The organism is Aeromonas sp. 82P, assembly GCF_051919365.1.
In the GTDB taxonomy this organism is placed as follows: domain Bacteria; phylum Pseudomonadota; class Gammaproteobacteria; order Enterobacterales; family Aeromonadaceae; genus Aeromonas; species Aeromonas veronii.
Genome location: NZ_JBQBEV010000001.1, coordinates 1,752,556 through 1,767,618 on the forward strand (window position 1 = coordinate 1,752,556; position 15,063 = coordinate 1,767,618).

A 15,063-nucleotide genomic window follows, 5' to 3' on the forward strand; every position below is an offset into this window, starting at 1 on the left:
ACCGCCATAAACACAATAATGCTGGAGGACATGATGACCAACAGCGTGAGAAATGTGGTGAAAAGCAGCAAACTGGGGGCTGTAACCCAGTGCGGTAGCCATGGCTCTTTGATTTTTTTGATTAAAAAATAATCAGGTTGTTGTGGCTCTACTGTGACTACCAGGGAATATATTGGCCCTCTTTACTGGGAACACATATTGGTGCTGCCATGTATAGCTGTCTTTCCATAATCTGGCCACCGATGATTTATATAAAGGTCAGTAGCCTATTGGTTATTTCACTAAATAACGGTTCCTAATAGCGCTATAAGTTCGTGTTGCCATGAATTTCCAAAGGAAAGGATACATGGCGTCATGTAATTTGGTACCACAGCCGCTCTATGTGATTAACCCTATTGCTGTTGTATACCGGTTGGAATACTAGATAGAACTTTGTATTCTTCTTCAATTAGGCGTTATTACCCAAATCAATGTAGCTTGAGTGGAGCTAGCTGAGGGCTCGGTGATCGGATCATCACCATCCTCTCCAAGTCTGCATCATGGGCGCGTCGCTTCACCCCCATCACCAACTGGCCTCAATATAACAAGTCTTTGATTAATCGTGGTTTACTCACCTTCTGGGTTGATGCCGAGGCCATGAGCAACTGGTTTCACCAAGACCATCACGAGCGACGGGGCCGCAGCCAGCTCTACATCGACCAGGTCATCTGTACCTTCCTGAGGCTCAAGTGGATTTTCAACCTCACTTTGCGAGCAACACAGGGACTACTCGACTCCCTGTTCGAGTTGATGAACGTACCGCTGTGTGCGCTGGACTATAGCTGTGTCAGCAAGCGAGCACGCTCAGTGACGGTAGCTTATCGACAGCCCCCAAAGGGAGGCATTACCGACCTGGTTATCGACTCTACTGGCCTCAAGGCCTTTGGGGAAGGCGAGTGGCAGATCAGAAAGCACGCCGCCTAGAAGCGGCGAGTCTGGCGCCTATGACAGCAGAGCCCATCATCAGTTGATAGCATGCAAAGGGGCAACAGCCAGTATCCCGCCTCGCAAAAACGCTGGATTATGGAAAAAAGGACACGCAAGAAATGACGCGGTGCTGGTGATGCGCAAGGAAGGACTGGCGTACAGGAAGAAGATATCGGGGTATCACCGTCGCTCACTTGCAGAGACTGCGATGTATCGGTTCAAACAGTTGTTAGCGGGGAGAAAGCCAGTCTACGTAACTACAACGGCCAAGTGGGAGATGTCATGGCGTATGTAAGTGCCATAAACAAGTTGAATATCCTTGGTCTACCTGTCAGAAAGCTCCGAGTGTAGCGGTCCCCTGGGCAGGGGAAGTAATGACTGCCTGCTGATTTGGGCAACAACGCCACAGTTCATACAATCTAAGCCTAGGGTTGAAGGTTACTTTTTTAAAAAAATTTATGTGGTTGGGTGCCCTTTGTAACAATCCCTGTGTACTTTTGTTCTTGTATTAGGAGATCCTGCCGTTTAAATAGCTCAGTAAAAGGCTAGTTCTTGATGATGAGATTAGTCATTTTATGGTAAATAGAGATTCAATGCATGGATGATTGGACTTGTCAATAGTGGCTTAATATGCGCTCAAGCTAGCTAGGATATAGCTTTTGTACAAATGATAAGGGATAAAACAGGAATCAAATCATGGAGATGTCTGGTCTTATTGCCTTTCTAGGCACTGCAATGGCGATCATGTTTTTACGTCCAATCGCAGGTAAATTGCAACTTGTCGATTTGCCTAATCAGCGTAAACAGCACGTGGGGGCTATCCCGTTGATTGGGGGACTTGCAGTGAGTATAGGTGTTTACCTAAGTGTCTTTATCACCATGCCTCTTTCACTCACGCTGGTTATGTTGCTGCTTTGTGCTGGAGCTATTGTCCTAATTGGTGCGGTAGATGATGCACTAGATATTTCACCAAGGCTACGTTTGGGTTTGCAGGCATTGCTTATTGTTGTGTTGTGTCTATCCACCGGTGTGGGTCTGCACCATTTTGGTGACATAGTGGGAGTGGGTGATATTCGTCTGCCTTGGGGTGAGGTTTTTGTCGCAGTACTGGCGGTTTGTGCAGCGGTCAACGCCTTTAACATGATGGATGGAATTGATGGTCTCGCTGGCTCAATGGCCGGGATAAGTTTGGTAGGGTTGGCTACTTTGTTTAGTAATACCATGCCCGATATGGCCAATTTCTGTTTAGTGATCGCGATTGCACTGGTACCCTACTTGGCGATCAATCTCACCATTCCCCCATTTAAGCGCAAAATTTTTATGGGTGACGCAGGCTCAATGTTTTTGGGCTTTATAATCGGCTTTTTGGTGATCTATGGTTCACAAGTCACTGAACAACGTCCAGCATTCAGACCAGTGATGGCCCTTTGGCTGATGGGATTGCCATTGATCGACATGGTCGGGATTATGATCCGGCGTATTCGGAAAGGTCAATCCCCACTCAAGGCTGACCGTAATCACCTCCATCATATCTTGTTACATGCTGGCTTTACTCATCGTGAAGCATTGTTGCTAATGGTTGTTACCAACCTTGGCATAGTTTTCATGGGCATTTTGGCTGAAATGGCAAAATTACCTGAATGGTTAATGATGGTTATCTACTTGGGGTTGTTTACAGGTTATACACTATCTCTTAACTATGCATGGCGAGTTGGTCGTTGGGTAAAGAGCAGTAAAAATCAAGTAAGTAACAATAGCAATTGACTCGTGCCTAGGCTCCGTCAAACCTGGGCTAAGGAATATATAATTTCTTGTTCGTTTTATCTCTCAGAGATTTGTATTTAACTTCAACATGGCCTAATAAAGAGAATGAAAATACTTGTTACCGGTGGCGCAGGCTTTATCGGCTCTGCCGTGGTGCGTCATATTATCCGTGATACCCAAGATTCAGTTATCAACCTTGATAAACTCACCTATGCCGGCAATCTGGAATCCCTGGCCGATGTATCGTCAAGCGAGCGTTATGTGTTTGAGCAAGTGGATATCTGCAACCGTGCCGAGCTGGATCGGGTGTTTGCCCTGCACCAGCCGGATGCCGTGATGCATCTGGCCGCCGAGAGCCATGTTGACCGCTCCATCACAGGACCGGCTGACTTTATCGAGACCAATATCGTCGGCACCTATATGTTGCTGGAAGCGGCTCGCGCCTACTGGAATGGTCTGGAGGAGGTACGCAAGGCGGCCTTCCGCTTCCACCATATCTCCACCGACGAGGTGTATGGTGATCTGCCCCATCCGGATGAAGTAGCTGTCGGTGAACCATTGCCGCTCTTTACCGAGACCACCCCCTACGCCCCCAGCAGCCCCTATTCTGCCTCCAAGGCTTCCAGCGACCATCTGGTGCGCGCCTGGCGCCGCACCTACGGTCTGCCCACCATAGTCACCAACTGCTCCAACAACTACGGCCCGTACCACTTCCCCGAGAAGCTGATCCCGCTGGTCATTCTTAACGCGCTGGATGGCAAGCCGTTACCTGTCTATGGCAAAGGCGACCAGATCCGTGACTGGCTCTATGTGGAAGACCACGCGCGCGCGCTCTACAAGGTGGCGACCACAGGCGTGGTCGGTGAGACCTACAACATCGGCGGTCACAACGAGAAGCAGAATCTGGAGGTGGTACACACCATCTGCGATCTGCTGGACGAGATGGTGCCAAAAGCGGGCTCTTATCGTGAGCAAATCACCTATGTAGCGGATCGCCCTGGCCACGATCGCCGCTATGCCATCGATGCGACCAAGATGAGCGCAGAGCTGGATTGGCAACCGCAAGAGACCTTTGAATCCGGTATTCGCAAAACCGTGCAGTGGTATCTGGATAACCAGCAGTGGGTGAATAACGTCAAGAGCGGTGCCTACCAATCCTGGATTGAACAGCACTATTCCTCTATTGAACAAAACGATGGGGAGCGTACCTGATGCATATTTTGCTGTTTGGCAAAAACGGCCAGGTAGGCTGGGAGCTGCAACGCGCACTGGCGCCGCTGGGGCGCATCACTGCCGTTGATTTTGACTCCACCGATTATTGTGGCGATTTCAGCAATCCGGCAGGAGTGGCTGAAACGGTACGTCTGGTCAAGCCGGACGTGATTGTCAACGCCGCAGCCCACACCGCAGTCGACAAGGCGGAGAGCGAGCGGGAATTTGCCGAGCTGCTCAACGCAACCAGCGTGGCTGCTATCGCCAAAGAAGCGGAAGCATTGGGTGCCTGGCTGGTACATTACTCCACCGACTATGTGTTCGATGGCAGCGGTGAGCGCCCTTGGGTGGAAACCGATGCGACTGCACCGCTTAACGTCTACGGCGAAACCAAGCTGGCGGGTGAACAAGGCGCTGCTCTCTGCGCTCGTCACCTGATCTTCCGCACCAGCTGGGTCTATGCCGCCCGCGGCGCCAACTTTGCCAAGACCATGTTGCGCTTTGGCAAAGAGCGTAGCGAGATGTCAGTCATCAATGACCAGTTCGGCGCCCCGACCGGTGCCGAGTTGCTGGCCGATTGCACTGCCCATGCGATCCGCGTGGCGCAGCGCAAACCCGAGGTCGCAGGGCTCTACCATCTGATTGCCTCTGGTACCACCACCTGGTTTGACTACGCCCAGCTGGTGTTTGCCAAAGCCAGAGAGGCCGGGGTTGAACTGGCGGTGACACAAATGAATGCAGTGCCGACCTGCGCCTTCCCGACCCCGGCCAAACGTCCCCATAACTCCCGCCTGGATACCGGCAAATTCCAGCGCACCTTCGATCTGGTGCTGCCAGACTGGACAGTCGGTGTGGAGCGGATGTTGACCGAGATCCTCGGTAAGTAAATTACTGGCCTGGGATGTAGTGACTGCCTCCCTGGCTGGCAGGGATAAAACAGGAAGGTGTGGCCGCAAGCCACCTTTTTCTTTTGCAATTTAAAAATAAGAAACAAGCATCATGACCAAACGTAAAGGCATTATTCTGGCCGGTGGCTCGGGCACCCGTCTCTATCCGGTCACCATGGCGGTGAGCAAGCAGCTGCTGCCCATCTATGACAAGCCGATGATCTACTACCCGCTCAGCACCCTGATGCTGGCGGGGATTCGCGATATTTTGATCATCAGCACGCCGCAAGATACTCCCCGCTTTGAGCAACTACTGGGTGACGGTAGCCAGTGGGGCCTGAATTTGCAGTACAAGGTGCAGCCAAGTCCGGACGGGTTGGCACAAGCCTTTATTCTGGGTGAAGAGTTTATCGGGTCAGACCCCTGTGCGCTGGTGCTGGGGGACAACATCTTCTACGGTCACGACCTGCAGAAGCAGTTGGCGGCAGCTGCAGCCAAAGAGAGTGGCGCAACCGTCTTTGCCTACCACGTGCACGACCCGGAGCGTTATGGGGTGGTGGAATTTGATAAAGAGGGTACCGCAATTTCTCTGGAAGAGAAGCCACTGGAGCCCAAGAGCAACTATGCGGTGACCGGCCTCTATTTCTACGACAACAGCGTGGTGGAGATCGCCAAGAGCCTGAAGCCGTCGCCCCGTGGTGAGCTGGAAATTACCGATGTGAACCGTATCTACCTGGAGCAAGGTAATCTGTCGGTGGCCATGATGGGCCGTGGTTATGCCTGGCTGGATACCGGTACCCATGAAAGCCTGATTGAAGCGAGCAACTTTATTCAGACCATTGAGACCCGTCAGGGGTTGAAAGTGGCTTGTCCGGAAGAGATCGCCTATCGCCAGAAATTCATTACTGCCGAGCAGGTGCGTGAACTTGCTGCGCCGTTGGCAAAAAATGCGTATGGACAATATTTGCTAAAAATGGTTGCCAAAGCCTGATGTGATATGGGGGGAGGGAAGATGCTCCTCCCATAAAAAATGAATCAAATGTGGATAGACAGATGAATGTAATCAAGACAGCGATTCCTGACGTGCTTGTTTTTGAACCAAAAGTATTTGGTGATGAGCGTGGTTTTTTCTTTGAGAGTTTCAACCACAAGTTATTTGAAGAGGCGGTAGGATATCCGGTTAACTTTGTGCAGGATAATCATTCCAAATCCTCGAAAGGGGTGTTGCGTGGTTTGCACTATCAACTGCCTCCCCATGCCCAGGGCAAGCTGGTACGTTGTGTGGCAGGTGAAGTATTTGATGTGGCGGTAGATATCCGCAAAAGCTCACCGACCTTCGGCCAGTGGGTTGGGGTTCACTTGTCAGGTGAAAACAAGCGACAGTTGTGGATCCCGGAAGGGTTTGCCCATGGTTTTTTGACACTAAGTACAAACACTGAAGTTTTATATAAAACTACTGATTATTATAATCCTAGTTGTGAACGAGGATTTAGATGGAATGACCCATATCTTAATATTAAATGGGGGGATGAACAAAAACCAATTCTTTCAGAAAAAGATAATAACGCTGTTTCATTCTTTGAATCATTAAATTAATAGCAATGCTAATGCTGTGGTAAATAAATGTACAGTGAAAACTCTAAAACAATTAAGTTGTATTTAACCGGTTTAAAGGGATTGGAAACTTTAAGGGGGGTTTTAAATATAACAAATGATGTATTTGTTTGTTTTAGTACTGATGTAAACGTTGAATTTGATTATTCAATAGATATTGTGAATGCATGTAAACAAAGCAATGTTCATTGTTATCACTATGATAGTGAAAAATTCAGTAGCTGTCGCAGCTTTGGTATAGCAATTGCGGCAGGATGGCAAAAAATGATTAGAAATATACCTGAAAATAAATTGATTGTATTTCATGATTCAATATTGCCTAAGTATAGAGGGTTCAATCCTTTAGTGACGGCGCTTATTAAGCGCGATGAATTTATAGGCGTTTCGGCCATATCTGCTGCAGAACGATATGATGAAGGTGACGTATATTATCAGGAAATAATCAATATTTCATACCCGATAACAATAAAAGATGCTATTCAAAGAATCAGTTTTTGCTATCGGCGCTTAGCCGAAAAGATTTGCATGTCTTATTATTCAGATACTCTCACCTCACAACCGCAGAATCATAATGCTGCTACATATAGTTTATGGCGTAATGAAGATGATTACCGAATTAATTGGTTTGATGATGCTGATGATATATCACATTTTATTAGATGTGTAGGCTATCCATATAAAGGTGCATTAAGCTACTTAAATGGGTTGGAGGTTCGTATTCGTAGTGCAACGGTATTACCTGATGTATTAATAGAAAACCGAAGCTGTGGTAAGGTAATATTTAAGCATGACGATAAATTAATAGTTGTTTGTGGTAAGGGGCTTTTGAGATTAGATGATATAACTGTCGATAGTATTGACAACCCCTCTATTGGAATTAGAAGTAAATTTATATAAGAAACAAGGATTTTTGATATGATTCCATTTAATAAACCTTATCTTCACGGTCGCGAATTAGTATATATATCTCAAGCTGTTGCTGGAGGGAAAATATCTGGAGATGGTCTTTTTACGAAAAAATGCCATAGTTTTTTTGAAAAAAGGTATAACTTTAAAAAAGTACTATTAACTACATCGTGTACAGATGCATTAGAAATGGCTGCAATTTTATTAGATATAAAAGAGGGGGATGAAGTCATCGCACCTTCCTTTACTTTTGTTTCTACCGTGAATGCGTTTGTATTAAGAGGTGCGAAAATTAATTTCGCAGATAGTTATAAAAATAATCCAAATATTGACCCTGATGAAATTGAGCGATTAATTACATCAAAAACAAAAGCTATAGTTATTGTTCACTATGCTGGTGTGGCATGTGATATGGATAAAATTATAGCTATATCCCAAAAGTATAATATTCCGGTTGTTGAGGATGCCGCTCAGGCGATTGATTCATTTTATCGTGATAGACCTTTAGGTAGTATAGGTACTTTTGGTGCATTTTCGTTTCATGAGACAAAGAATATCATTTCTGGTGAAGGGGGAATGCTCGTTATTAATGATGAAAAATATATCAAACGGGCAGAGATTATTCGTGAAAAGGGAACCAATAGGACTGCATTTTTTCGGGGGGAGATTGATAAATATGGATGGGTTGACATAGGCTCTTCCTTCCTTCCTTCCGATATTATTGCTGCATATCTATATGCTCAACTTGAAGTTATTGATGACATTCAAAATAAGAGAAAGTTATTGTGGGAACGGTACTATGATAATTTGAAAGAATTAAATAGTGCTGGGTCTATTAATATTCCTAGACATATTGATTATGCGACTAATAACGCACATATGTTTTATCTATTATGTCCGTCACTAGAATGTCGAAGTGAATTAATAAGTTATCTTAGAGAAAATAATGTTCATAGTGTGTTCCATTATATTTCATTGCATTCAAGCCCTTTCTTTTCAATGAAAAATGAAAAAGAAGAACGGTTGCCAAACAGTGACGACTTTTCGAATAGACTGTTAAGGTTGCCAATGTACTATGAACTATCTATCTCGGAGGTTGATTATATTACAAATTTGATTTACAAATTCTTTGAAAAAGAATAGTTTTATATTTTTTGTACTATTTGTTAGATGGTAGTAAATGAAGAAAAAAATGCTAATATTATATTGTTCTCAGATATACAGAACGATACTACCCTTGCTTTTTATTCCATTAACGATTGCAATTCTCGGGCCTGAACAATATGGTCTAATATCTTTTATGACAATGTTGTTAAGTTTCCTCGCTCTGCTCGATGCCGGCGTTAGCGGCACGTTTATCAGAATGATCTCTATTCATCGAAATAATATATTAGAGTTTTGCTCTGTTATTAAATTGTATAATCGGGCACTAGGCGTATTTTTATTCATTTCGATACTTCTGTTTTTATTTATCTATAATTTTTCAGATGTAATATCATCTCAGTGGTTAAATACAAGCATTGATTATGAAACCACGAAAAATGCAATTGAAATTATTGGATTTGTGTTGGGGGTTAATTATTTAAAGTTATATATATGCAGTTTTTTTTATGGTGTAGAAAAACAGGTAGTTATATCTGTATGGGGTTGTATATATACGACATTGTTTTATGGTGGAAGTTATTTAAGTATTAGATATATTGAAAGCTCTATAGGGTGTTACCTTGATTCTATATATTGGATTTCATTGTTTGATATAATAGTGATTTTTTTAATGTTATGTTATTATATATATAACAAGGAAACGCTATGCAATATAGAAGATGGGGGGGAAGGGACTGATTGCTGTTATGATAAATTTAATTTATTCTCTGTGATAAAACAATCTGGATATTTGTCTTGCCTTTCACTGGTCTGGATCATTACAACACAGTTAGATAAATTGATATTGTCAACATATACAGAACTATCTGATTATGCGCATTATCAGATTGCAACACAGCTCTCATCTCTAGTTATTGTTCTAACAATGCCCATATCACAATATTTGATGCCTAGGTTAAGTTATCTATTTAAAACAAACAATATATTGCTCTTCAAGAGGCATATTATACTCTTTATTTGTCTCTTCATCCTTTTGTGCACGCAAATAGTGTCATATTTTTTCATATACGGAGATGGCTTAATTGGATTGTGGATGAATAATCCAAGTTTAGGACATAGTGTTAATAACTATGCTAAATGGTTAGTGTTATCATCATATGTAGCAGCACTAATTAATTTCTTATTTCTAGTGCTATATGCGATTGATGATATAAAAAGTCATTTTTATGCATATTTGTTATATTCAATCTTTGTTATACCTTCAACTATATTCATTGCTAAAGTTTGGGGCGCTACGGGTTGTGCTATTTTTCTTGCAATACATACATCCTTTTTTGGAGTCGTATGGGGGGGGGGGGAGATTTAGCAAAGCAATCAAAAATATTGCTTTTAAATTATTTTTGTTAATATTGTTTATCTCTATTGAGAATACTCTATTCTTTTATATCTACAATAAAAATATTGTTTTTAATAATCCTGTAATTGATTTGTTGCTACCAGTAATAGTTAATTCATCATTGCTTTTAGTTGCAGGATATAGTATTCGTAAATCTATTTATAGATGGGCCGATAATTCCTTTATGTAAATTGAGTTTATTTGTATTTAATGTTTGATTGATCTGTAGTTGATATTCTGTAGCCAATATTATATTGGCGTATTAAGAGTTTTATATGAAAGTTATTCATTTATCTTGTGGTGATAGTAAAGGCGCATATTATGGGGCATATAGAACCCATAATAATTTTTTGAAATATGGACATGAATCAAAGATGTTTGTTCTAGAAAAAACAACACCTGATCAGTTCGTGTATTCAACAAAGGATTCATATTTCATCTTCAGGAAATGGTTAGATAGAATACTAAGGAGGCTCTTTGTCGTTAGAGGAATGAAGAAGGAACACACTTATTTATTATATTATTCAAGTAATAGTGTTGGTAAGATTATCGATAGACTTTCTGAATCACCAGATTTAATAATAGTATATTATGTCGCTGGATTCTTATCAGATAGAGATATATGGCTATTACAAAATAAATTAGGTTCAAAAGTCCTTTTTTATCTTATGGACGTAGCCGCCTTAACCGGGGGGTGCCATTATCCATGGGAATGTCAAGGATATCACTCTTCATGTGAAAGTTGCCCCGCATTATACAAGCCAGCTCAAGTCATAGCTAAAAAAACAATGGAGCGGCGTAAGGTTATATACAATCAAATGGATAGTATGTTCATATCTTGCAGCTCATGGATTGATGATAAGATTACAGCATCAGCGCTACAAGCAAAATATCCTTCCAAGAAAATCCTTATTGGGATAGAACCTGAAATTTTCACGCCTAGAAATAGGCAAATTGCAAATGAAAATTTAGGGCTTAACATTCCTCTTGATAAGAAAGTCATCTTGATTGGCGCTCAAACACTAAAAGATGTACGTAAGGGAGTATCATTATTATTAGAAGCGTTAAACACACTATCAAATAAAAAATCGGAATTGGATGATGTTGTACTCTTGTCTGTTGGTGATGACATTGACAGCGCGTTAATTTCTGGAGTAGAACATATCTGCATTCCTTTTATCAAAGACAAATCATTATATCCATTTATCTACAATCTGGCGGATGTTTTCATTTGTCCTTCGATTGAGGATGCTGGGCCGATGATGATAAATGAATCTATTTTATCCGGTACTCCCGTTATTGCATTTGATGTCGGTGTTGCAAGAGATCTGATTCTTGATTCTTATTCTGGTTTTATTTGTAAAGATAAATCAGTGAAGTCATTACGTGAAAACATAATGAAATTCCTTTCACTATCTATGAGTGATATTAATTTTATGAAAGAAAGAGCTAGAGCGATAGGTCTGCAAAAGACAACATCTGAAGTCCAAGTAAAATTGTTCACTTCTATATTGGATTCCGAATAATGAGTAGGTCTAATGAAAGATTAGGAGTGTATATAACAAAGGCAATACAATTTTTATTTAATAGAGTTAGGAATTATTATTATTCTAGAGTGTTTAATACTAGCAACCTCATTATAGGCCGTTATCCAATTTTAATTGGTTCAAAAGGGTTGCATATATCATCTAACGTCAGGATTGGTGATTTTGCTTGGTTTGAATCTATTGGGCTTGGAGAGATCATTATTTCTGAAAATGTTTCAATTAGCCAGAGTGTCCATATAGCCTCATGTTATAAAGTTGTCATTAAGGAAGGAGCCTTGATTGGGAGTAATGTTCATATAACCGATCATAATCATGGATTTGGAATTGAAGAGGAAAAAATCCTGGACCCGAAAGATAGAAAGCTAGTTGTGAAAGGAATGACTATAATAGGGAAAAAGGTTTGGATTGCTGATAATGTTAGGATTTTATCTGGGGTGAGTATTGGCGATGGAGCTGTGATTGGAGCAAATGCTGTTGTGACCAAATCTGTACCACCGTATACATTAGTCGCCGGTGTGCCAGCAAGGAAAATTAAGCGATATTAAATTATGAAAATAATGTTTCTTATAGTTATTTACAAGCAGAAATGTAGCCAAAGTCCAACAGTGATGACTTTAGATTTAGATGGAATACCTGATAGTAATTTAATTGTCTGGGATAATTCACCTGAACCCTGTAAAATGGAGAATAAAAGATATCTGAAGTCCAGATTTAATGATTTTCTATATGTCTCTTGTGTTGACAATTATCCCCTATCTGAAGTTTATTTGAAGGTTTTTAGAAGAGCAATAAAGAAGAAATTTACTCATGTTGTGTTATTAGATCAGGATAGTTTATTGTCTCCATATTTTAGTAAGAAAATTTTAGCAGATGTGAATAACTCTCCATTTTCTGTGATTTTACCGCAAGTATTCGTATCAGATAAATTAGTAAGTCCTGCTCATAATTTTCTATGGTTTGGATGGGAATTATCAAAAATTGAAAGTGTCAATTTAAAATATATTTTTGCTGTAAACAGCGGAGTTACAATCCCTTGTCGCTATATTGATGATTTTTCTTTTCCTGTAGGTCTAAAGAATTATGGTACTGATACGTATTTGTTTATGTTTTTAAGAAAATTTAATGCAGCCTTTATTATAAATGATAATTATATTAAGCATGACCTGACATTTCATAAGAGTAATAGAGATAATACCTCATATCTTCGTTCTTATAATGAGCACATGCGAGCGATGAGGCTGATTTTCAAAAGGAATAAATGTCATAGAATTTTGTTCTCTCTTTACGAGAGCATCCACAGATTAAAGACTGCTATATTTAGGAGGGACATTTCATTTGTCAAGAATATCTGTAATAAATAGCGCTAGCTCAACGCTTTGTGTATTTATATTCATTTTCATTTTTTTTGGAGGTGTGAGGTTCAATGCGGCTATATTTACTACAAACTATTTTTTAATTTGTATTGGTTGTTGTTTTTTGCTATTTATTTTTTTTTGTAGAAAAACTAATATATATTGCGTGCTGCCAAAAGAAGCATTAAGTTATAGTGTAACATTATTGTGCTTTCCAGCATTATCAGCTTTATATTTCTTATTATTAAGTATAGGTGATGAGGAAGCTTTTTTTTGGAATTTGAAACAGTTTCTTCTAGTGTCAGTTAATTTGTTATTGTTTCTATTTTTGTTAACTACATTTTTTATTCGTATGCCGTATATAATCCACCCTATTATCTTGGCGCGAGCGTTTTCTTATTTTTTATTGTTGTCAATTATTCTTTGTGGTTTACAATTATCCATAGATGAGTTCAAACGTTATTATATAGAGAATTTTACAGCACTGGAGGGGCATTGGTATGATTTTGCCATTACCTCCTTCAGAGGCATTGGGTGGCAGGGATTATCTATATGGGACACATCTTTATCATATGCGATAATTTCTTGGGTGCTGTATCCCATGTTGTTTAGTGTAAGAGTGGTAGATAAAATTACATGGTTTGTAGGAATGATATGCCTTTTTGTTCTGGTCTGCATTTCAGGTAGAACAGGGTTGTTTGCTTTTGTTATGATATTTTTCCTGCAGTTGTACTTGTCAGCTAAATATATAAATGGTTTTCTCGTTGTGTTCACGCTTATAGCTATAATTGCTTTGCTATTTATATTTGGGGGCGAGCAAGTTCAGTATTTAATTTCATTTTCTTTTGAAGTAATAGGGAATTTTATCTCTGGGAGAGGTATTCAGAGTGAGTCAACCAATGACCTCGTGCAAAATCATTTATATGTTCCAGTTTTAAAAAATATATTACTAGGTGAAAACTATTATATTAACCAACCGGACCTGTCGTTTTTAAATAATATAAATAAGCCTTCAGATTCAAGTTTAGTTATTAATTATGTATTCTTTGGTATAATTGGGCTTGTATTGACTTTTTTGTTGATTTTCTTTAATAGTAAAATACTACTGAAAGCAGTCCATGATATAACTGGGTTTCATAGCAGAACAAAAGAATTTGTTCTTGTGCTTTCAATATTTCTATTAATTTTTTTCGTCTATGTTAAAGCTCCGCCATATTATAGTCAAACGTATATAAAAACGGTTTCCTTCTTGTTGTTTTTTGGTCGTGCGTGTCACATTGAACAACACTATAAATATAAGCAAGGTGGGTTGCATGGTGCAAATTGATGATATAATCTATCGGTTGCAGTCAAAGGGTGGTATAAGTGTTTATTTTGATCAGTTAATATCAGGTCTAGAGAAAAGTACTTTAGATTATAAAATTGTTGGTCATGAAATGAAAAATCGATTCTTAGATAGATATCGATATTGTCAGATAGGTTATGAAGAGGAATATGGGGTCTTTCATTCCAGCTACTATAGGCTACCAGATAAACGGAAAAAGTTGAAAGTAGTGACTACTGTTCATGATTTCACATACGAAAAATTTTTAACTGGACCTGCGAAGTGGGTGCATTCATGGCAAAAAAATAAAGCTATTCGTAACAGCGATTTGGTGATCTGTGTATCGTATAACACTGCGAAAGACTTGCAGCAGTATTGCCCTGTTGACCCAAGTAAAATTCGAGTTATCTATAACGGTGTTTCGGATAGTTATCATCCTATAGATGCCTTATCAAATGAAGAAAGCCAACAAGCTGTAGTGTTTGTGGGGGCTCGAAGTGGTTATAAGAATTTTACATTAGCAGTTGAGTCAGTAGCCGTTGTGCCAAGTTTGCAGCTGCAAATTATTGGTGGTGGCAAACTTAGTGAAGATGAAATCAAGCATCTTGAGCGCTATTTGCCTAACCGTTACTGCTGGCTTGGCCGTTTAAGTGATGAAGAGCTGAACCAAACTTATAACCAAGCCTATGCGTTGTTGTATCCCTCAAGCTATGAAGGGTTTGGTATTCCGGTTATAGAGGCTATGCGTGCTGGCTGCCCGGTGATAGCGGTTAATGTTTCATCTATACCTGAAGTGGCAGGTGATGCTGCAATTTTAGTCAATGAACCAACGGTTGTTGCATTCAGTGACGCTTTGATAAAGTTGCCAGTAATGCGAAAACAATTGATCACTGCCGGTCTGGAGCAGGCAGCCAAGTTCTCTTGGGGGCGTTGTTTTGAAGAAACTTTGGCAGTGTATAAAGAATTGCTTGCTAAATAAGTAGTGCTGTCA

General features: G+C 40.5%; 13 protein-coding genes and 1 pseudogene. All 14 read left to right on the forward strand.

Annotated elements, in window-relative coordinates:
* Positions 1-539 precede the first annotated feature (539 nt).
* The 14 genes and pseudogenes from ACTG2S_RS08200 (at position 540) to ACTG2S_RS08265 (ending at position 15,051) form a co-directional block, all read left to right on the forward strand.
* Positions 540-1,317: pseudogene (locus ACTG2S_RS08200) on the forward strand (IS5 family transposase).
* A gap of 345 nt (positions 1,318-1,662) precedes the next feature.
* Positions 1,663-2,730, forward strand: coding sequence for a UDP-N-acetylglucosamine--undecaprenyl-phosphate N-acetylglucosaminephosphotransferase (gene wecA / locus ACTG2S_RS08205; protein ID WP_201936935.1), 1,068 nt, complete (start codon positions 1,663-1,665; stop codon positions 2,728-2,730).
* A 105-nt stretch (positions 2,731-2,835) separates the two neighbouring features.
* A complete protein-coding gene (gene rfbB, locus ACTG2S_RS08210; protein WP_439982303.1) occupies positions 2,836-3,942 on the forward strand; it encodes a dTDP-glucose 4,6-dehydratase in 1,107 nt (368 codons plus the stop codon).
* Positions 3,942-4,829, forward strand: coding sequence for a dTDP-4-dehydrorhamnose reductase (gene rfbD, locus ACTG2S_RS08215; protein ID WP_136501433.1), 888 nt, complete (start codon positions 3,942-3,944; stop codon positions 4,827-4,829). Before rfbB ends, rfbD begins: the two co-directional genes overlap by 1 nt.
* A gap of 112 nt (positions 4,830-4,941) precedes the next feature.
* Positions 4,942-5,820, forward strand: a complete 879-nt coding sequence (rfbA, locus tag ACTG2S_RS08220) for a glucose-1-phosphate thymidylyltransferase RfbA (protein WP_136501434.1) — start codon at positions 4,942-4,944, stop codon at positions 5,818-5,820.
* A gap of 62 nt (positions 5,821-5,882) precedes the next feature.
* Positions 5,883-6,425, forward strand: a complete 543-nt coding sequence (rfbC, locus tag ACTG2S_RS08225) for a dTDP-4-dehydrorhamnose 3,5-epimerase (protein ID WP_136501435.1) — start codon at positions 5,883-5,885, stop codon at positions 6,423-6,425.
* Between the two features lie 27 nt (positions 6,426-6,452).
* On the forward strand, positions 6,453-7,340 hold the full coding sequence (locus ACTG2S_RS08230; RefSeq protein WP_439982306.1) for a methionyl-tRNA formyltransferase: 888 nt from the start codon (positions 6,453-6,455) through the stop codon (positions 7,338-7,340).
* 18 nt (positions 7,341-7,358) lie between these two features.
* Complete coding sequence (gene rffA / locus ACTG2S_RS08235; RefSeq protein WP_439982307.1) at positions 7,359-8,492, forward strand: dTDP-4-amino-4,6-dideoxygalactose transaminase; 1,134 nt, start codon at positions 7,359-7,361, stop codon at positions 8,490-8,492.
* Positions 8,493-8,529: 37 nt separating this feature from the next.
* On the forward strand, positions 8,530-9,819 hold the full coding sequence (locus tag ACTG2S_RS08240; RefSeq protein WP_439982308.1) for a lipopolysaccharide biosynthesis protein: 1,290 nt from the start codon (positions 8,530-8,532) through the stop codon (positions 9,817-9,819).
* Between the two features lie 305 nt (positions 9,820-10,124).
* Positions 10,125-11,375 carry a glycosyltransferase gene (locus tag ACTG2S_RS08245; protein ID WP_439982310.1) on the forward strand — a complete coding sequence of 417 codons (1,251 nt, stop codon included), beginning with the start codon at positions 10,125-10,127 and terminating at the stop codon, positions 11,373-11,375.
* Positions 11,375-11,941, forward strand: coding sequence for an acyltransferase (locus ACTG2S_RS08250; protein WP_439982311.1), 567 nt, complete (start codon positions 11,375-11,377; stop codon positions 11,939-11,941). Before ACTG2S_RS08245 ends, ACTG2S_RS08250 begins: the two co-directional genes overlap by 1 nt.
* Positions 11,942-11,944: 3 nt before the next feature.
* Positions 11,945-12,757, forward strand: a complete 813-nt coding sequence (locus tag ACTG2S_RS08255; protein WP_439982312.1) for a hypothetical protein — start codon at positions 11,945-11,947, stop codon at positions 12,755-12,757.
* Positions 12,758-12,914: 157 nt separating this feature from the next.
* Entirely contained in the window at positions 12,915-14,075 is a 1,161-nt protein-coding gene (locus tag ACTG2S_RS08260; protein WP_439982313.1) for a hypothetical protein, read from the forward strand.
* On the forward strand, positions 14,062-15,051 hold the full coding sequence (locus tag ACTG2S_RS08265) for a glycosyltransferase family 4 protein (protein ID WP_168797126.1): 990 nt from the start codon (positions 14,062-14,064) through the stop codon (positions 15,049-15,051). The genes ACTG2S_RS08260 and ACTG2S_RS08265 overlap by 14 nt, the downstream gene beginning before the upstream one ends.
* Positions 15,052-15,063: the final 12 nt, after the last annotated feature.

Bases quoted from the DNA above. Each gene is read 5' to 3' on its own strand.
- rfbA (WP_136501434.1), top strand. From the start codon at position 4,942: ATGACCAAACGTAAAGGCATTATTCTGGCCGGTGGCTCGGGCACCCGT.
- rffA (WP_439982307.1), top strand. From the start codon at position 7,359: ATGATTCCATTTAATAAACCTTATCTTCACGGTCGCGAATTAGTATAT.
- rfbD (WP_136501433.1), top strand. From the start codon at position 3,942: ATGCATATTTTGCTGTTTGGCAAAAACGGCCAGGTAGGCTGGGAGCTG.
- ACTG2S_RS08265 (WP_168797126.1), top strand. From the start codon at position 14,062: ATGGTGCAAATTGATGATATAATCTATCGGTTGCAGTCAAAGGGTGGT.
- ACTG2S_RS08230 (WP_439982306.1), top strand. From the start codon at position 6,453: ATGTACAGTGAAAACTCTAAAACAATTAAGTTGTATTTAACCGGTTTA.
- rfbC (WP_136501435.1), top strand. From the start codon at position 5,883: ATGAATGTAATCAAGACAGCGATTCCTGACGTGCTTGTTTTTGAACCA.
- wecA (WP_201936935.1), top strand. From the start codon at position 1,663: ATGGAGATGTCTGGTCTTATTGCCTTTCTAGGCACTGCAATGGCGATC.
- ACTG2S_RS08250 (WP_439982311.1), top strand. From the start codon at position 11,375: ATGAGTAGGTCTAATGAAAGATTAGGAGTGTATATAACAAAGGCAATA.
- ACTG2S_RS08255 (WP_439982312.1), top strand. From the start codon at position 11,945: ATGAAAATAATGTTTCTTATAGTTATTTACAAGCAGAAATGTAGCCAA.
- ACTG2S_RS08240 (WP_439982308.1), top strand. From the start codon at position 8,530: ATGAAGAAAAAAATGCTAATATTATATTGTTCTCAGATATACAGAACG.
- ACTG2S_RS08245 (WP_439982310.1), top strand. From the start codon at position 10,125: ATGAAAGTTATTCATTTATCTTGTGGTGATAGTAAAGGCGCATATTAT.
- rfbB (WP_439982303.1), top strand. From the start codon at position 2,836: ATGAAAATACTTGTTACCGGTGGCGCAGGCTTTATCGGCTCTGCCGTG.